This is a genomic window from Vibrio albus (assembly GCF_003144035.1).
Lineage (GTDB): Bacteria > Pseudomonadota > Gammaproteobacteria > Enterobacterales > Vibrionaceae > Vibrio > Vibrio albus.
The window spans coordinates 117,172-135,586 of sequence record NZ_QFWT01000002.1; the positions used below are offsets into that span (position 1 = coordinate 117,172).

Sequence of the window (18,415 nt, forward strand, 5' to 3'; positions counted from 1 at the left end):
CTGTGAGGCGGGTACCGTATGTATTGTCCTGCCTCTACTGATATACCTAAACCACCTGACAATGTCTGTTTTTACCACATATGGAAAACCATGGGATGGACATAAACGGTATTATACACCGTTAAAAAACATATAATTTATAAGGAATTACGACATAATTCCCATATACAAAATAAACCGCCAATCCCGCCTTCGTTTGCTATACACGCCATGTCACAATAATTTCTTACATATTAGTCCGGTCATTGCGGTTAAACCCTACTTAATAAAAGCCCTTTCTCTGCCGTCTGATGACTGTATAACGTTGTTAAAAAGGATAGCAGCATGCTTATCAATAGCCTTACCCTGAAAAACCGTCTAGTTATTACTGTTGCCATTCCATGTATTGCTTTGATTTTTGTGGGGCTTTCCAGTCTTAATGCCATGTCTCGTATCGCCTTACAAACTGAAGAGCTGTACCTGAATACAGCCGCTCCGATGCGGGCGATGGCCGAAGCAGCCTCTCGCATTCCACGTATGCGGGTAGGTATTGATATGATGCTCTTACAGGAAACGGCTCTGCGTGATGAAAAAGGCATTAAAACCCGCGTAATGGAAACACGAACCGAAGACATCCCAGAGATGCGGGAAGCCATGACCTTTGCCGTTGACTCACAAGTAAACCCGGAACTGAAAACCAGAGTACAGAAACTGTTTGATAAGTTTGAATCCGTTGTCAGTAACGAGCTGACGCCAATGCTGGAGGCTCTCAACAGCCACGATCTTGCCACCGCTCAACAGATCTATCGTGATAAATACGCTAAAAGCTATGGTGTCATGCGTAAAGAAGCCAACGCTATACTCGAAATATTACTGGAACAAGCTGAACGACAAAATCAAACCAGCGCGGATAGCTATACGGATGGCAGAAACACACAGATGGTGATAATCGGCATTGGGCTGATCATTTCCTTCGTGATCTCTTCTCTTATTGTGTTCAACCTGCGTCGCCGGGTAAGTTTTTTGCGCGATACCATAACCCGTGCAGCCGGAGAGCTATCTCTCAGTACCCGTATCAACCTTGGAGGGAAGGATGAGCTAACGGAAATCGGAGATAGCTTTAATCTCTTTATGGAGAAAATTCATCGCGCCATTAATCAAGTTGCAGAAAACTCGCGAGAACTTGCCCTCATGGCTCATAATGTGTCAGACCGGGCTCACCACACCCAAAGCAACTGTACGACACAGCGTGACCGAACGGTTCAGGTTGCCACCGCAATCCATGAACTTGGCGCAACGGTAACTCAGATAGCATCCAATGCTTCACAAGCAGCAGAAGTCGCCAATGAAGCAACGCACCGTTCCAGTGACGGTAAACAAGTGGTTGGACAAGCACGTGACCAGATAGATGAACTGTCTGTTGAGCTTGAAGAAGCAACGGACGTCATCGTATCTCTGGCAAAACAGGTGGATGATATTAGCGCGACTCTGGATACGATTCGCAATATTTCTGATCAAACGAACTTATTAGCATTAAATGCAGCTATTGAGGCGGCCCGTGCTGGTGAACAGGGGCGTGGTTTTGCCGTTGTTGCAGATGAAGTACGGACACTGGCCAGCCGCTCTGCTGATTCGACAGAAGAAATTCAGCAGATTATCGATAAGCTCCAGACCGAATCCAAACGAGCGGTAGATGCGATGGAAAAAGGCCGGACTCAGAGTAACCTGGTCGTAGAGTATGCCGAAAACGCCAGTCACTCACTGGAACAGATTAACAGCCATATCGGTCAAATTAGTGATCAGAATATTCAGGTTGCAACCGCGACTGAAGAGCAATCCAGTGTGGTAGAAGATATCAACCGCAATGTAGAAGAAATAAACCAGATCACTACCGAGACCACAGACATTGCCGAGCAACTAAACCAGTCCAGTGCCAGCCTCAGACACTTGTCATCGGAACTGGATAAACTGGTGGGCAACTTTAAGTTATAAGCCGGTTTTCATCTCCTGATAGCATCGCAATCAGAGAAACAGCCCTATTGCCGGGCTGTTTTTCTATCAGCTTTTGATATTTCTGTTGAGGTAGGTATCCAGTTCCCGGGCAATCCCCTCTGCCGCCAGCATTCCCCGGTTAAGAGACCAGAGCTTATGCGAAACAGTCACAGCCTGATCAGGCTGGCTGATTTTCAGCAAGTTAAATAACGGGCTGTTCTGCCAACTTTCCAGCACGGTTACCGGCTTTGTTCTGCCGTAGAATAACCAGTCCGGATTGGTTTTCAGCAGCACCTCAAGATTCACTTCCATCAGGTGGCTGGACTTCAGCTCAGGAACAGCGGAATGTAAACCCAAAAATTCCAGCAGACTGCCGGTATAAGACCGCGGGCCGTGAAACCACATGCCTCTGTCATTTACATTCGCAAACTGAACCGTGATATCTTTTCCGTCAAACTTGTGGCGATACCCTTGCATGAATGCCTTGTGCCGGGCAATACGTGCATTCATTTCCTTCTCTTTGTTCAGCGCGCGGCCGATAACTGATGCTGACTGGAGACTTTCCTGATAACTCTCTCCCCTACTTTTTAACAACAGAGTCGGGGCAATTTTTGACAGTTCCCGATAGCTCACTTTATGGCGGTATGCGTCAGCGATAATCAGATCCGGCTTGAGCCGGGCAATCACCTCCAGATTTGGCTGAGAGCGCATTCCCACCGATGTCCATGGCTTTATTAAAGAACGCACCTGAGGGAGAAGCCGCTCAGGATCCTGATCATCGGCCACCCCAAACGGAGAGACACCGATGGCAGCCAGCGCATCGACAAAAGAGTACTCCAGCACTACGATCCGGCTTGGTGTGCCAGTCAGTGTCAGCGTACCCAGTTCATGCTTTATGACGCGCTCAGCTTGCGCCGGGACACTTCCCAGCGCAAATAACAGGGCGAAGCAGCAGATATACTTCAGAAACCGCTTCATCAGAATTTACCGGAGAAGCTCAGAGTGACGTTACGCGGATCGCCGGTATACAAACGGCTGCTACCCGAACCACCCACGTAGTACCATTCATCCAACAGGTTCTCTACATTCAGCGATACCCGGTAATCTTTAACGTCATAGTGCACACCGATATCGACCGTCACGTATTCTGGTAATTCCACACGAGAGGTTTTATCGTCATCGGTATAGCGGGCACTCTCATAGTTTGCCCCCAGAGTAGTCCCTACTACGCCACCCGCAATCTGATACGGAAAGTTATATTTGGTCCAGAAGTAAGCATCATGATAAGCCGTCAGCGGTGTACGATTACCTTCAATATTTTCATCCGGATTATCGGTAATTCGGGAATCGACATACGCATAGCCAAACTTAATCTGCCAGTTATCCACCGGCATGGCTAACAGTTCAGCTTCAACCCCGTTACTTTGCACTTCCCCCAGCAGTTCGTAATCGCCGTCGCTGTTTTTCTGCACAATATTCGATTTATTGATATCGAAATAAGCAAGGGTCAGACTGGTTTTGTCGTTAAAGATAGTCGTCTTGGTCCCCACTTCGTACTGACGCCCTTCTTCTGGATCAAACGGGTCATCATTCGCATCTTTCTTTTCAACACTGTTAGGATTAAAGCTCTCACCATAGCTGGCGTAAAGAGAGGTGCCATCGGTGATCTTGTACACCACCCCCACCTGGGAAACCCATGCATCACTGGACTGAGTATCTGTCGTATTTTTACTAACAAAGTCGAAATCCACATCCTGACGGGTATAACGAAGCCCGCCCATCACCGTCCAGTTGCTGGTCAGATAAATGGTATCCTGTGCATACAGCCCATAGTTGGTGTATTCGGTAATGCGATGGTTCTTTTTATAAGCACTTTCATCACGTGTCGTCAGAGCCTCTGGGCTATAAAAATCAACGCCGTCAGTGGCATAAGTCTCGCGTAAGAAATCCCGTTTCTCCAGGCCCACGTTGGCACCAAGCAACACCTGATGTTCAATATCATTTGTCCAGACGCTGCCTGTAGTTCGCACATCAATAAAGTGGTACTCACGTTTGTTGAGCTGGTCACGATCGCGGACGTTAACTTCCTGAGCGGTACTGTTCACACTACGTGACTCATGCAGTTCACGCTCATCTTCGTGCCAGACACTGCGCCAGTCCACCGTAAAATCGAAGTTACTGTTCAGCGCAGTATTAAAGGTAACAAAAGCCACCGTGCCTTCATCTTCATCTGTATCATCAGCAGACTGATAGTGGGTATCCATGGGAGCAACCTGATCAATGTCGTTATTCAGTGCCGCCAGCCCGTTATCCGCCACCCGTTTTTCAGACTGAAGCTCAAGGCCAAACGTCAGTTCGGTTAATTCAGAAGGACGATAGGTCAGAGTCGGGAAGAGATAGTGGTTCTGACTGTCCCCATCATCCCGGTATGAATCCGTGTCTTCACTGCTGACAATCACACGGTACAGCCAGGTTTTACTCGCATTAAGCGGGCCTGTCGCATCAATCGTTCCGGTAACGCCATTATCTTCGCCAAATTCACTGACATCCGTCGCAAAAGACTGAGCTGAAATATCGTAGCTGACCGAGGCTTCCTCTTGCGGCTTTTTGGTGACGATATTGATCAAACCGCCGGGCTGGATCTGACCATACATGATAGAAGCGGGTCCCTTTAGGATCTCAACGCGCTCTACGTTGGCCGTTGTCGGAGAGCCAAAACGGGAAGCAAGCCCCGGCAGGCCATTAACCTGAATGCTGTTTAGATCAGCGGGCATTCCCCGTAAGGTAAAACTGTCGGCATTCACACCAGAACGAGACAGTCCCGTCGTGTAGCCATAGGCATCATCCAGAGTCTCGGCTCGAATGTCCTGTAAAAATTGCTGGTTAACCGTATTGACGGTCAGTGGAACATCCTGCGGATCAATATCCGTTTTTGTTGCTGTGCTAACCGCCGGATTTAAGTATGAGTTTTGTTGACCAACAATAACCAGAGTCTCGTCTTCAACGGAAGCAGCATCCTGGTTATTGTCCTGAGCAAGCGCATAAGAATTCAGACCCAGAAATACAATAAGACTCTGAGTGATGGGGTTTGCAGCAAATTTCATAAATTAACTCGTATGTGGTAATTATAAGTCCATTATTTGCAGTAATAACTGCATATTATTTTCTTGTTGCGGGTGGACATGATAATTATTCGCGTTATCATTACAAGAAATAATTTTACTTTAGAATCTACTGTTAAATATCCAGCAGTAATATTAACGACTTCATATGCATACTCGCTTCAACACCAGACTAATCTGTTTTGCTCTTCCTTTGCTGCTGCTTACCGGCTATTACTACTCCATGACTGCCTGGTCAGGATTTCCCCTAAGCGCTGAACACCTGTCCGGGTACCTGTTTGCATTTAACGAAAACAGCATCGAACAACAGATACTTTCCACAATACGAGCTCCACGAGTTCTGGCCGGAATGCTCATCGGGGCCAATATCGCCGTTTCCGGGGTGTTAATGCAGGGGATAACTCGTAACGCCCTGGCCTCGCCGTCTGTTCTGGGCATCAACTCAGGTGCAGCCTGCCTGATGGCTCTATCCGGTATCGGCGTGTCAGTACTCGACGATTTACCGGGCATTGTGACGGCAGCTGCAGGCGGTGTTCTTAGCGGTGGTATCGTTATGCTGCTGGGTGGATTTTTCTCTCCCCGGCCAAATCCTCTGAAACTGGTACTGGCCGGCATCGCAGTCAATGCGTTACTGGCCGGGGTCACCCGAGCTGCTGTGATTCTTGCCGACGACAAAGCTTATAGCGTGATGAACTGGCTGGCGGGTTCTCTGTCCAGTATTGACTGGCAGCAGTGGCATCATCTCTGGCCGACTAGTCTGACAGGCCTGTTATTGGCACTATATGTCGCCCGAAATCTTAACTTGCTGGCTCTGGGTAATGATGTTGCTGTGAGCTTAGGGGTTAATATCTGGCAAACCCGGCTTGTCACTTGCCTGGCAATAGTTTTACTGACCGCCTCAAGTGTGGCTGTCGCCGGGCCGATCGGCTTTGTGGGTCTGCTTGTGCCTCACATAGCCAGAAGAATCGTTAGCAGCAATTATTATATTCTGCTGCCGGTCAGTGCCCTTTTGGGGGCCAGCCTTATTTGCTGGGCGGACGCTCTGTCCCGGGCAATAGCCTTTCCCGCAGAGACCCCTGTCGGCATCATTACTGCCTTAATTGGAACGCCTTGTTTTATATTTCTCGCAATTCGGAGTCAGTCAGCATGAACCATCTGAAACTCCTGTTCCTGAGCTTTGCTGTTGTTGCGATAAGTGGCTCTGGCTTATTTATCGGTGCATCATCCCTGCCTGTCCATGAGATCATTACCACTCTGCTGCATGGCGGGGAATCAGAATTCATTGTTAACCAATACCGGCTTCCGAGAATAGTGCTGGCTGTCGGCGTGGGTGCCGGGCTTGGCCTGTCAGGGGCTTTAGTTCAGGGGGTGATTCGAAACCCGCTGGCTTCTCCGGATTTGATGGGCATCAGCGCAGGAGCAGGGCTGGCTGCAACCGCATTACTGGTTCTGTATCCTGAAGCCCCACTATATATGCTGCCATTATGTGCCTTAGCCGGGGGGTTGGGTGCAGCCGCTGTGATTCTGCTTATTGCTTATAATACCCGCCCCACACCGGCAAAGCTCGCCCTTATCGGCATATCTATCAGTGCGTTTCTCTCTAGCGGGATAGATTTTCTTATGATCGTCAGCCCGATAGAGATTAATACCGCTATGGTGTGGTTAACAGGCAGCTTATGGGGGCGCAACTGGGAACAAGTCCCCTACATCTGGGTAACGCTTGCCATCATGCTGCCGTTCGCCTTCCGACTTGCCTGGCGGCTGGATATTATGGGTATTGACGAGGACAGTGCGACTTCTCTTGGTATTACCCCTTCCAGGGTTCAGCTTCTGGCACTGATTAGCTCTGTCATTCTCGCCAGTATCAGCGTTTCTGTATGCGGCACCATCAGCTTTGTTGGGCTTCTGGCCCCTCACTTAGCCAGGATGTTGTTCGGACATCATCATAAACTACTGGTGCCGGGTGCCGCGCTTCTGGGCGGCCTGATGGTGCTCATTTCTGACACCCTTGCCAGAAGCATTCACCCTCCTCTTGAATTGCCGGCCGGGGTACTGACGTCTCTGATTGGCGCACCTTATTTTATTTTTTTACTGCAACGCTATAAGGGCTGGTAATGATTTCTGCAAAAAATATCTCTGTGTCATACGGTGATAATACTATCATCGACGATCTGACTCTGACCCTGCCGAAAGGTAAGATCACAGCCCTTATCGGTCCTAATGGCTGTGGCAAATCAACGCTGCTCAAAGCCTTAGCACGCATAAACAAAGTCACCTCAGGAGAAGTGCTGCTGGATAACAAGCCTTTAGGTAGGTTCAGAGATAAAGAACTGGCCAAAGAACTGTCACTACTGCCCCAGGTACTCGTTGCCCCTGAAGGTGTTTCAGTGCGACGTCTGGTTGAGTACGGGCGTTCTCCCTACCTCTCACACTGGGGAAAACTCAGTCAGGAAGACAGCCAGATAGTCATGCAGGCGATGCAGGAAACAGGCGTCAATGACCTGGCAAATCAGTCTGTTGACTCCCTTTCTGGCGGACAGAGACAGCGAGCCTGGATAGCTATGGTGCTGGCACAGGACACGAGTATCGTTATGCTGGACGAGCCTACCACCTATCTGGACCTCTCCCACCAGATTGAGTTGATGAAACTGATGCGGGAGATGAATAACAAAGGCAAAACGGTTATCGTCGTCCTGCACGACCTGAATCAGGCTTGCCGTTACTGTGATCATCTTGTGGTACTGAAAGAAGGTAAGCTGGTTGCTCAGGGGGAACCTAAAGCCGTATTCAATGAAGAGTTACTCCGTCATGTTTTTTCTCTGAATGCAACGGTTATTCAGGATCCAATCGCCGATACGCCTATGTGCATCGCTTACTGACATAAATGACGCACATTGAGCGAAAAAGTTGTTTGTCTGATTTGTTATAAAACTGACACTTCGACTTTATCCCACATTATAAATCAATGGGTTACATCAGGCTTATATTTTGCTGTTCTATGCGTTTATCCTATTTTCCTTGTCGCTTTGTCATTTTGTGCATGATGCAGGGAACAGACAGCCGTAATAGGTAATCGTTATGAAGTGCTCAAATCATGGTACAAAACCAGATAACCATATAGACAGCCTTGTGGATGGGTTTCGCTCCCGACGTTTAAAAAGCGGTGAAATGCTGAGTTACCCTCAGGACGACAATAACCGGGTATTCTATCTGACAAGCGGGCGGCTAAAGGTGTTTCTTTCTTATGGGGAGAAAATCTTTACCTTAGCGCTGCTAAATCCCGGGGATATCTACTGTACTCATACCCGCGCTTTTGTCGAAGCGATGGAAGAGTCTGATATTAAAAGTTGTGATTTACAGACATTTTCACAGCGTTTGCATCAACACCCTCAAATGATGGGTGCCATGACCCGGGTATTATCTACCACCTTATCCGGCTGTATCGATACGATAGAAAACCTGGCTTTTCGTGATGTAAAAGCAAGATTTGCCGGCTTTTTACTGGGGCAGATACCGGAAGATCAGAAAAATAAGCACAATATCTTGGTGACGTTACCGTTGACGACAGAACAGTTGGCTCAGGTTATCGGAACCTCTCGCCAGACACTATCCAGCCTGATATCTGACTTACAAAAAGAAGACATTATAAAAAGAGAAGGACGGGGCAAGCTGCTGATTTACTCACCCCGCAACCTTGAGCAGATAGCCAACCTATAATATTCACCAACTGTCAGGTACCTGACAGACATCGTCCCCGGCAGCCCATACACTGTTTCTATTCATCAACAATAGCAAGGACAGCGTTATGGGCAGTGTAGATTACCGGACGTCCAGTTTATTTGAAAAAAACGAGTATCAGGACCGCGATAAAGAACAGAATGAGGAGATGTTAGACAGAATTATCTCTCATATTGATAAAGGTGGTGCTAATGCTTTCTGGGAACAGTTCAAGCAAAAAGCAGAACAGATGAGGGCAAACCAGGGCCATATCCCAGATGCGCAGTATCTCCTGCACAGCAATGTCTACTATATCCGGGATTTTCTCGAAGCCCATAATGATCAACAGGGGCTGGATTTATTAGATAAGCTTGAAAGTGACTGTTTTTGATTTGTCACAGTACAATCATCGGCCTATAAACACTATATGCATAATAAAAAAGGAGAGCTTCGACATAAAGCTCTCCTTTTGAGTATATTAATCCATATTTCCAGTGTGATTTCTATTCAACAGCACCTTGTCCATTACTCACGGCAACAGGAGCAAGCTCACTTGTCACTGACAACACGGTTGGTTGTACTGCCACACATGCCTCTGCAAGAGGATCTGGAGAACATGGATCTAATGGGGCAACATCATCACCATCTGACACGCCATCTCCGTCAGTATCCGCATTGAGAGGATCGGTACCGATAGCTAACTCTTCTGAATCTGACAAGCCATCTCCATCAGTATCCGACAGACACGGATCGGTCTGAACGATACCACAGGCTTCTTCGATATCTGACAGGCCATCGCCATCTTCATCACCACTACCGTCACGGACAATACCCTCACCATTCAGATCTTTCACCGCAACAAGACAAAGCTGGTTAGATTCCATAATTGGAGGCAATTTCTCTCCAAACTCATCGGTCATCGGCATACCGGTTGCAGGATCTAACTCGAACGCCGCTGCGCCGTCATTAAGCATCAGAGCACCACAGGACGTTGGGGCATATTTCCTGTTATTCCGGCTTTTATGCTGGCGGGTCAGAGCAGTAATGGTTACGGAAGACTCATCCTGAGTTTCATCAGGCATCCAGTCGAGAAGCGTTGCACTCTTGCCATTTTGCTTTTTATTGGCCGATGCCAGAACCGCTCTGCCATCATCATCTAGAACGACATCTCCATCAGTAGAGAATGACGCATCCCATTCAGCCGGAACCGCATCTTCAATTAACACGGCCGGGCCACCAGGATTTGAGTAGCTGATGGTAAATTCATACTCTTTGGAAAAGAGCTGACCGACCTCTACCGCCAGGTCGATATTCTCATCGGCATCCAAATCCGGACCACTGATGATATCTTTCATGAGCCATTCACTGCCCTCCGGAGGCGGAGCGCTGCCCGGTTCAAGATCCAACACAAAAGTGACTAAAGCAAGACAGTCTGAGGAGGGGTATAAACCATCAATATCCAAAGTTACCGTATCACTAATGGCTCCAAACGCACCCGTGATATTCAAATTATGGATATCCCAAAGCCCTCCGCCTCCTGAGCGGCTGTGTCCCATTGATGGTAATGAGTTACCGTCATATAAGGCTGCGGTATCATTTACCGTTAAAGCACCATTGTCCGTAACAAAGTCGAGAGAGCCATCTGAAGCAGACTGGCCATCTCCTAGATGCATCTCAGCAAATGCATCTCCACCACCGTACTGGATTGGCGATAATGACGCGTGCCACCCCAAGTCTTCCCCTGGGTATCCCTGCGGTTGATTAGAGTCATTCCCTTCAAAAATAACGACATCACGATTGTTCGCGCTGTTGCCATCATCAAAAATAACAATAATGGATGCCCCATTAGCGTCATACCCGACTTCGGAAGCCAGCCCTTCGATAACATAAAGGCCATCCCCAGTAACGAAATCCGTTACATCGGCCCTATAGGCTGAACTGGACCCAGCGCCCCAACAGTTAGTTGACGAGTCCCCGATATTGACCCCGGTAACCGGGTTGCCATTAATCGTCACGTCCGGATTATTGTAGCCAGTAGAAGAAATACCCTGCCAGTATAAGTAAGCCTTCTCTACAGTCCCGCTAACTCCGGAAACCGTAATGTCGCCGACACCAACGGTACCTACCCCTGCAACCCCGGCAGATGTCCAGTCAACATCTGAGTGGGTAATGGTATGTGTTATTGGTAGGGCATACGCGGTTGAATTTATCAGCAACCCGAGAGAGATAGCCAATAGAGAGGGTTTGTATATACTGCGTCTTCTGCTATCTCGGTGATTAGTTGACTTTTCCATCATTAAATTCCTTGATGCATATGGTTTGTTAAGTCTGACTTGCTTCCTATCGACAACCGTCGAGTACAACGGTTAAGTCATTTATAGGTCAACAAGAAAAGACAAATCGTCTTGATAGTGAGACTGGTCAACATTAGCAACTACAGGTTAACTTTCCGTTTAGAATCAAAAGATAATGCATGCCTCTTATTCATTACACTGATTGCTACGAAAGTTTATTTAAGGAAATAATCAGAGTATTCACCACGTATTTTTGTCTACATACAACAAAAAGGAATCACCCTATATGGTTCATAAATTTGTGGTACACTTCGCGCCTAGCAAATAAGTGAGAGTCATTATCCATGAGTAACAAAACCCAGTCCCAACAACTCAACAACCGATTAGACAAATGTAAACACAAACTGGCAGTAGCAAAATCTCGTGGCGATAATGAGATGATCAGCAAGTTTACGGATGAAGTTGAGAGTCTGACCAAACAGGTTAACTCTCTTAAAGGGAAACAAGAATACGAGCTGAATAAAGAACGTAAGAAGTTGTCAGACATGCCGTTCAATCGTGAAATAACCAAAGCTGAACAGGCAGATTTAGGAAAACTGAAAAAATCAGTTAGAGGATTGGTCGTGGTTCACCCGATGACTAAACTGGGTAAAGCCCTTCGCCTTGAGGTTATGACCGGATTTGCTCCGCGTCAATTTTAAGAGTTTCAGGTTAGGGTGAGATCAACTACCCTTAACCTGCCAGCCTGCTTATCTATAAATAAACTAACTATCAATAAACTGACTATAAATAAAACGAAAAAGGCCTTAGCATCATCGATGCTAAGGCCTTAAAAATAATGGCACGCCCTACAGGATTCGAACCTGTGACCACCTGCTTAGAAGGCAGGTGCTCTATCCAGCTGAGCTAAGGGCGCGCTGATGGGTTTGAATTATACGAGTTAAGCCTGGCAGGTCAACGACTTTCTCTAACATCGCCATTTGAATGAACAAAAAGAAAGCACAGCTAAAATAAATGCCTATTTCAGAATCAATGCAAACGTTTGCCAATAGATATTCCCCCTGATTTTTGCGACAATGCCCGCACTCTTCGCTACTCAGGCATTCAGGGATACTATGACTGCACAAAACATTGATGGAAAATTAATCTCACAGACTGTTCGTTCGGAAGTTGCTGCACGGGTAAAATCCCGTACGGATGCGGGGCTGAGAGCTCCGGGGTTAGCCGTTATTCTGGTGGGTGAAGACCCAGCATCTCAAGTCTATGTCGGTAGTAAACGTAAAGCCTGTGACGAAGTCGGTTTTGTATCTAAATCTTATGACCTTCCTGCAACAGCAACTGAACAGGATCTGCTCGACCTGGTTGATCAATTGAATGATGACAAGGGAATCGATGGCATTCTCGTTCAGCTTCCTCTGCCAGCCGGTATTGACAGCACAAAAGTGCTGGAGAGAATTCACCCGGAAAAAGACGTCGATGGTTTCCACCCCTATAATGTTGGCCGTCTTTGCCAGCGCATACCAAAGCTTCGCTCATGTACACCGAAAGGCATCATGACCTTAATGGAGCGTTATAATATAGAGTTGCGTGGTAAACATGCGGTTGTTGTCGGAGCCTCTAATATTGTGGGCCGTCCTATGACGATGGAACTGCTACTGGCCGGCTGTACGACAACAACCTGTCACCGATTTACTCATGACCTTGAAGCTTTTGTCCGTCAGGCTGATGTACTGATTGTCGCCGTTGGTAAACCTAACTTTATTCCGGGTAACTGGGTTAAAGAAGATGCAGTCGTGATCGATGTCGGCATCAACCGTCTGGAAACCGGTAAACTGGTTGGGGACGTAGAGTTTGATGTAGCAAAAGAGAAAGCCAGCTTTATCACTCCAGTTCCTGGAGGCGTGGGTCCTATGACGGTAGCCACATTAATTGAGAACACCATGATTGCCTGCGAGCAATATGACAAAATGAGTTAATCCCTGCTCTAAAAGCAGATAACTTATAAAGCAAATCAACAAAAGCCACTGGTGATAAGTTTACCGGTGGCTTTTTCTTTTCTTAGTCTTCTTTGATCCGATCAGCCAACCTGCTGACAGCCAGACCAAAGTAATAAGAACGATTCCACTTCATCAGCACCTGATAATTGTTATAGATGAGATAAGCTCGTCCATTTCTGTCGTCGGGCATAATCAGCCACGCATCAATATCTTTGTCCAGCTTTGGCAACGGACGACCATTCGTTTTACGCACACCAAGGCGATTCCACTCCTGAAGCTTCTTCGCTTTGTCTTGCTGTCGACCAACCATCGCATCCGAAATAGAATCCGGAACCTGAACTTCCCTGCCCCAGGTATAATTATCATCCCAACCCGACTGCTTCAGGTAATTAGCTGCCGATGCAAAAACATCTGACTCTGTATCCCAGATATCTTTTCGGCCATCACCATTCCCATCCTGGGCAAAGCTCAAGAACGAACTAGGCATAAACTGACACTGTCCCATGGCTCCGGCCCAGGATCCTTTCATCTCTTCGACCTGAATATGCCCCTGTTCCAGAATAGTCAGCGCCGCCATGGTTTCCTGGCGGAAAAACGCTTCCCGACGTCCATCATAGGCCAAGGTGGATAGTGCATCGATAATGTTATATCCCCCGGTAAGCTTACCAAAGCTGCTCTCAATCCCCCATAAAGCCACAATAAATCTCGGCTGAACACCATACAATTTACCAACACGCTGTAGCTCGCGGTAATGCTTGGTGTAAAGGTTTTTAGCCTGTTTCACTCTCCACTCTGGCAAGGCTTTCACCAGATATTCGTCCAGAGTTAGCTTTTTCTCTGGCTGATTTCGGTCTGCTTTCACAGCCCTCGGCTTGTAACTCACGTTGGCAAATGCTTTCTCCAACGTCTGCTCAGAGATGCCTAACTGACGAGCTTCCTGTTTTAAGGTGGTGATATAATCCGTGAACTCGGGCTTCGCAGCCAGTGCATTCACAGAGATCCCCGCCCCCAACAGCAACGTAATTAATGCTTTCAATACTTTCTCCTTAAGACATCCGGCCTACTTAATTATAGTTGTTTGTTTACCGGATCATATTTGGGGTTTTAATCATCCCTTGCCGCCTGCATATCTTTAAACTGCTCCAGAACATTTTCTGGCGGCGGCGGTAGCTGTAGAAAAAAACCTTGTTCCTGAATGGATGCCTGTACATTATTGACATCAACTTGAGCCAGTTTACGCCCGTCGAGTTTAATCATCATGACAAAAACCGGCTTCCCAAACATTTTCAACAGTTCCTCCGGAACCTCAGTGAAGTTATCCCGATTCGGAACATACAGGTACGCCCCATCTTTAACGGTACTTTTATAAATAGAACACAACATATTAGACCTTGCCAGCTATAGCCTTCGGTTATTTTTTAAACAAAAAAGTTTCAGTTTTAGACACTTTAGTGACATTTATACCTAAAAGCCTATTTTTTGCAATAAGATGACTTGCTGTGTCAGATCCTGAGAGATAACATGATCGCCAGCGTTTTTTATAGCGATTCATTTTACAGAGTAACGGATTCCATTTGCTCTGTTTGGACTATCGGGATACGGCCACCATGAGTCAATCACCAGATCTAAAAGGTAGCAGTTTTACCTTATCTGTGCTGCACCTGTTTAATAACGATATATCAGAAACCTTAGCCTACCTTGATGAGAAAGTGGCCAAGGCTCCTTCTTTTTTTACGTCAGCACCTGTCGTACTGAATATTACAAAAGTTGAGGGAGACATTGATTTCACAAAGCTGAAACAAGGTATCCTTAATATCGGGATGATTCCGGTAGGCGTCACAGGCAGTAAAGATAAACGCACACAAAACCTTGCAAAAGAAGCCGGGCTTGCCATTATGTCAGCGGCCAAATCACCCTCTCAGGCTCCCGCAGACATGGAGCCGGTTAAAGTGATTCATACTCCCGTTCGCTCCGGGCAACAAATTTACGCCAAGAATGGCGATCTGGTGATACTTAACCACATCAGTGCCGGAGCCGAGGTGATTGCCGATGGCAGCATTCATATCCATGGTACCCTGAGAGGCCGGGCAATAGCGGGAGCGAGCGGACAAAAAGCGGCAAAAATTATTTGCAATGATTTACAGGCTGAGCTGGTGTCTATTGCGGGAAATTACTGGCTCAGTGATCAAATTAAAGATGAATTCTGGCAGAAGAAAGTAATGCTCTCTTTGGCGTCTGATGAAGAGCAAAACGATGTCCTTTCTTTCCAGGCTTTAAACATATAAGAAGGATAAAAAAGATGGCACGCATTATTGTGGTCACGTCAGGAAAAGGCGGTGTTGGTAAGACAACATCCAGTGCCGCTATTGCTTCAGGACTTGCACTAAAAGGTAAAAAAACCGCAGTTATCGACTTTGATATCGGACTGCGTAACCTCGATCTTATCATGGGCTGTGAACGCCGCGTTGTATATGACTTTGTCAATGTCATCAATGGTGAGGCGACACTGAATCAGGCCTTAATTAAGGATAAACGTACTGATAACTTGTTTATCCTTCCAGCTTCTCAAACCCGGGATAAGGACGCACTGACCAAAGACGGTGTACAGCGCGTACTGGAAGAGCTTGACGAAATGGGATTTGAGTTCGTTATCTGTGACTCTCCGGCGGGTATTGAGCTGGGCGCACTGATGGCTCTGTACTTCGCGGACGAAGCGATTGTAACCACTAACCCGGAAGTGTCCTCTGTAAGGGATTCGGATCGCATACTGGGCATTCTGGACTCAAAATCACGCCGGGCAGAACTGGGCCTGGAACCGGTAAAACAGCACCTTCTGCTGACAAGGTATAACCCTGGCCGGGTAAACCTGGGTGAGATGCTAAGTGTGGAAGACGTTGAAGAAATTCTGCATATCAAACTACTGGGCGTCATTCCTGAAAGTCAGGCGGTACTGAATGCTTCAAACAAAGGTGTCCCGGTGATTTTTGATGATAACTCTGACGCCGGACAAGCCTATGACGATACCGTAGAGCGTCTTTTAGGAGAAGAAGCTGATTTTCGCTTCCTGACAGAAGAGAAAAAAGGCCTGTTTAAACGACTATTCGGAGGATAATGTGTCATTACTTGAATTTTTCCGTCCTCAGAAAAAAGCATCGGCCTCAATGGCAAAAGAGCGCCTGCAGATCATTGTTGCAGAAAGACGAAGCCAGTCTTCCAGCTCGCCTTCGTATCTTCCTCAACTGAAAGAAGACATTCTTCAGGTTCTGGCCAAATATGTAGAAGTTGATCCGTCAATGGTGAATGTTGCTCTGGAGCAAACCGATGACGACCTGTCCGTGCTGGAGCTAAATGTAAAGCTGCCAGACGAAGAGAAGTAAACGGATTCATACCATATAACTGGTATACAAATAAAAACCCCACTCAATTGAGTGGGGTTTTTCTATTCTGCTACTATCAGAAATTACCGGGTAAAGCGTTCTGTACTCATACCCTTAATCAGGCTGACACACATCAGCAGCAGGATCACGGTGAACGGCAGAGCCGTTGAAATCGCCCCGGCCTGCAAGGCCTGAATGGCTTCAGTACCACCAATCCAGAGCAGAGCTGCTGCGATAGAGCCTTCCATTACTGCCCAGAATACTCGCTGAGGTACCGGTGCATCAATTTTACCACCCGCGGTGATACTATCGATAACCAGAGAACCGGAGTCCGATGATGTAATAAAGAACACCAGAACCAGAATAACAGCAACAATGGATAGCACGGTTCCAAACGGTAAGACATCAAATGCCTGGAACATCGCCAGCGGCACATCAGTCAGGCCGTTCAGGCCAAGCTCACCAACACCATTAATGACCTGATCCAGAGCAACACCACCGAACACAGACATCCAGATGATAGTTACCGCTGTTGGTACCAGTAGTACCGCCGTAATGAATTCACGTACAGTACGGCCTTTAGAGACACGAGCGATGAACATACCTACAAATGGTGACCATGAAATCCACCACGCCCAGTAGAATACCGTCCAGCCCTGGAACCAGGCTTCGTCAGTACGGCCATGCGGGTTACTCAGAGGAATGATATTTTCAATATACGCCATTAGCGTTGTAGGAATAGACCCCAGAGCAACGGCATAACAGATCAGAGCAACCAGAATAAGCAGCAAGAAAGCCACAATCATGTTGATGTTACTCAGCAGTTTTACACCACCTTCGATACCACGTACTACCGATAACGTTGCCAGAGCCGTCACACCAATAATAACGATAATCTGTAAACCGATACCCGCATCAATACCAAATACATGATGGATACCACTGGCCGCCTGTTGAGCACCAAGACCAAGTGATGTGGCCAGGCCGAACAGAGTAGCAACTACCGCCAAAATATCAACAACATGCCCCGCCCATCCCCAGGCACGGTCACCAAGTAAAGGATAAAAAATGGAACGGATAGATAGTGGTAATCCTTTATTGTAAGCGAAGAAGGCCAGAGACAGAGCTACAACGCCATAAATAGCCCATGGATGAAGCCCCCAATGGAACATGGTCGCCCCCAGAGCCAGCTTAGCAGCTTCGGGCGTATTCGCTTCCACACCAAGAGGCGTTTCATACCAGCCAGTATAATAGGCAACGGGCTCTGCCACGCTCCAGAACATTAATCCGATTCCCATACCAGCGGCAAATAGCATTGCCAGCCAAGATACATAGGAATGATCAGCAACTGCACTTTCCCCCCCCAGGCGAATCTTACCAAATGGCGAGACCACTAATATCAGGCAGAAAAGAACAAAAATATTACCTGACCAGATAAACAGCCAGTCAAATGAACCTATAATCTGCCACTTAATTCCGTCCAGAACAGACTTTGCTGAATCAGCATCACTCACCAGAGTAGCAACAAGGAAAAGCAGAATTAACCCTGCACTGATCCCAAACACCGGGTTGTGAACATCAAAGCCCCACTTCTGAATATTATCTTGTCCGACAGTATAGTCCGTACTGTCTATACTGTATTTATCGACACCTTTAGTCATTTTTCCTCTCATGGTTCTTTACCACAAATACAATTCACTTTATTTAATTGCACAAGTCATTTGTACTCGTGGCATTTTTATAAAGTGCTCGTTTTTTTATACTACCAGCCGCAATCAAAAGCTCAACCCGAAGCTCAAACTTCACTCAAAAACACAGTAAAAACATTTGCAAGCGAATATATTCTAGTCAACAAAGAAGCAAACAACAAATCACAGCTACTTTGTCATCAAATAATTTCAACCCAATATATCTCGCGAAACCAACCAGTTCGAACG

Annotated in this window: 17 protein-coding genes and 1 tRNA gene; 11 read left to right on the forward strand and 7 right to left on the reverse strand. The window is 47.0% G+C overall.

Annotated elements, in window-relative coordinates; all coding sequences use genetic code 11:
• Positions 1-324: 324 nt before the first annotated feature.
• A complete protein-coding gene (locus tag DI392_RS04145; RefSeq protein ID WP_109318650.1) occupies positions 325-1,971 on the forward strand; it encodes a methyl-accepting chemotaxis protein in 1,647 nt (548 codons plus the stop codon).
• A gap of 66 nt (positions 1,972-2,037) precedes the next feature.
• Here DI392_RS04145 and DI392_RS04150 read toward each other — a convergent pair whose 3' ends face one another.
• Both DI392_RS04150 and DI392_RS04155 read right to left on the reverse strand, forming a co-directional pair.
• The gene (locus DI392_RS04150; RefSeq protein WP_109318651.1) at positions 2,038-2,949 is read right to left on the reverse strand and encodes a Fe(3+) dicitrate ABC transporter substrate-binding protein; all 912 of its coding nucleotides are present in this window, start codon (positions 2,947-2,949) and stop codon (positions 2,038-2,040) included.
• Positions 2,949-5,075, reverse strand: coding sequence for a TonB-dependent siderophore receptor (locus tag DI392_RS04155; RefSeq protein ID WP_109318652.1), 2,127 nt, complete (start codon positions 5,073-5,075; stop codon positions 2,949-2,951). The genes DI392_RS04150 and DI392_RS04155 overlap by 1 nt, the downstream gene beginning before the upstream one ends.
• Positions 5,076-5,241: 166 nt before the next feature.
• Here DI392_RS04155 and DI392_RS04160 point away from each other — a divergent pair, with 166 nt between their 5' ends.
• From DI392_RS04160 to cowN, 5 genes are all read left to right on the forward strand, one after another.
• A complete protein-coding gene (locus DI392_RS04160) occupies positions 5,242-6,243 on the forward strand; it encodes a FecCD family ABC transporter permease (protein ID WP_109318653.1) in 1,002 nt (333 codons plus the stop codon).
• Complete coding sequence (locus DI392_RS04165) at positions 6,240-7,208, forward strand: FecCD family ABC transporter permease (protein WP_109318654.1); 969 nt, start codon at positions 6,240-6,242, stop codon at positions 7,206-7,208. Before DI392_RS04160 ends, DI392_RS04165 begins: the two co-directional genes overlap by 4 nt.
• On the forward strand, positions 7,208-7,972 hold the full coding sequence (fecE, locus tag DI392_RS04170; protein ID WP_109318655.1) for a Fe(3+) dicitrate ABC transporter ATP-binding protein FecE: 765 nt from the start codon (positions 7,208-7,210) through the stop codon (positions 7,970-7,972). Before DI392_RS04165 ends, fecE begins: the two co-directional genes overlap by 1 nt.
• 199 nt (positions 7,973-8,171) lie before the next feature.
• Positions 8,172-8,810, forward strand: coding sequence for a Crp/Fnr family transcriptional regulator (locus DI392_RS04175; RefSeq protein WP_109318656.1), 639 nt, complete (start codon positions 8,172-8,174; stop codon positions 8,808-8,810).
• 88 nt (positions 8,811-8,898) lie between these two features.
• Positions 8,899-9,201 (forward strand): N(2)-fixation sustaining protein CowN, encoded by a 303-nt coding sequence (gene cowN, locus DI392_RS04180; RefSeq protein ID WP_109318657.1) that lies wholly within the window; start codon positions 8,899-8,901, stop codon positions 9,199-9,201.
• Between the two features lie 112 nt (positions 9,202-9,313).
• On the opposite strand, the gene DI392_RS19560 is transcribed toward cowN, so the two are convergent.
• The gene (locus DI392_RS19560; protein WP_181388357.1) at positions 9,314-11,104 is read right to left on the reverse strand and encodes a thrombospondin type 3 repeat-containing protein; all 1,791 of its coding nucleotides are present in this window, start codon (positions 11,102-11,104) and stop codon (positions 9,314-9,316) included.
• Between the two features lie 344 nt (positions 11,105-11,448).
• Between DI392_RS19560 and DI392_RS04190 the strand changes: the two genes are divergently transcribed.
• Positions 11,449-11,805, forward strand: a complete 357-nt coding sequence (locus DI392_RS04190; protein ID WP_109318658.1) for a YibL family ribosome-associated protein — start codon at positions 11,449-11,451, stop codon at positions 11,803-11,805.
• A 138-nt stretch (positions 11,806-11,943) separates the two neighbouring features.
• Here the strand turns inward: DI392_RS04190 and DI392_RS04195 are convergent.
• A tRNA-Arg gene (locus DI392_RS04195) sits at positions 11,944-12,020 on the reverse strand.
• Positions 12,021-12,219: 199 nt separating this feature from the next.
• Between DI392_RS04195 and folD the strand changes: the two genes are divergently transcribed.
• Positions 12,220-13,080, forward strand: a complete 861-nt coding sequence (folD, locus tag DI392_RS04200) for a bifunctional methylenetetrahydrofolate dehydrogenase/methenyltetrahydrofolate cyclohydrolase FolD (protein WP_109318659.1) — start codon at positions 12,220-12,222, stop codon at positions 13,078-13,080.
• Between the two features lie 82 nt (positions 13,081-13,162).
• Here the strand turns inward: folD and DI392_RS04205 are convergent, their stop codons facing one another.
• Both DI392_RS04205 and DI392_RS04210 read right to left on the reverse strand, forming a co-directional pair.
• Positions 13,163-14,101: a lytic murein transglycosylase gene (locus DI392_RS04205; protein WP_425445681.1), complete on the reverse strand. Its 939-nt coding sequence runs from the start codon at positions 14,099-14,101 to the stop codon at positions 13,163-13,165.
• 104 nt (positions 14,102-14,205) lie between these two features.
• Positions 14,206-14,484: a YcgL domain-containing protein gene (locus DI392_RS04210; protein ID WP_109318661.1), complete on the reverse strand. Its 279-nt coding sequence runs from the start codon at positions 14,482-14,484 to the stop codon at positions 14,206-14,208.
• Between the two features lie 224 nt (positions 14,485-14,708).
• Here DI392_RS04210 and minC point away from each other — a divergent pair, with 224 nt between their 5' ends.
• From minC to minE, 3 genes are read left to right on the forward strand one after another with little or no spacing between them, the layout of a single operon-like run.
• Positions 14,709-15,386: a septum site-determining protein MinC gene (gene minC, locus DI392_RS04215; protein WP_109318662.1), complete on the forward strand. Its 678-nt coding sequence runs from the start codon at positions 14,709-14,711 to the stop codon at positions 15,384-15,386.
• A 14-nt stretch (positions 15,387-15,400) separates the two neighbouring features.
• Positions 15,401-16,213: a septum site-determining protein MinD gene (gene minD, locus DI392_RS04220; protein ID WP_109318663.1), complete on the forward strand. Its 813-nt coding sequence runs from the start codon at positions 15,401-15,403 to the stop codon at positions 16,211-16,213.
• Between the two features lies 1 nt (position 16,214).
• A complete protein-coding gene (gene minE, locus DI392_RS04225) occupies positions 16,215-16,478 on the forward strand; it encodes a cell division topological specificity factor MinE (RefSeq protein WP_109318664.1) in 264 nt (87 codons plus the stop codon).
• An 83-nt stretch (positions 16,479-16,561) separates the two neighbouring features.
• Here minE and DI392_RS04230 read toward each other — a convergent pair whose 3' ends face one another.
• A complete protein-coding gene (locus DI392_RS04230; protein ID WP_109318665.1) occupies positions 16,562-18,139 on the reverse strand; it encodes a BCCT family transporter in 1,578 nt (525 codons plus the stop codon).
• Between the last annotated feature and the right edge of the window lie 276 nt (positions 18,140-18,415).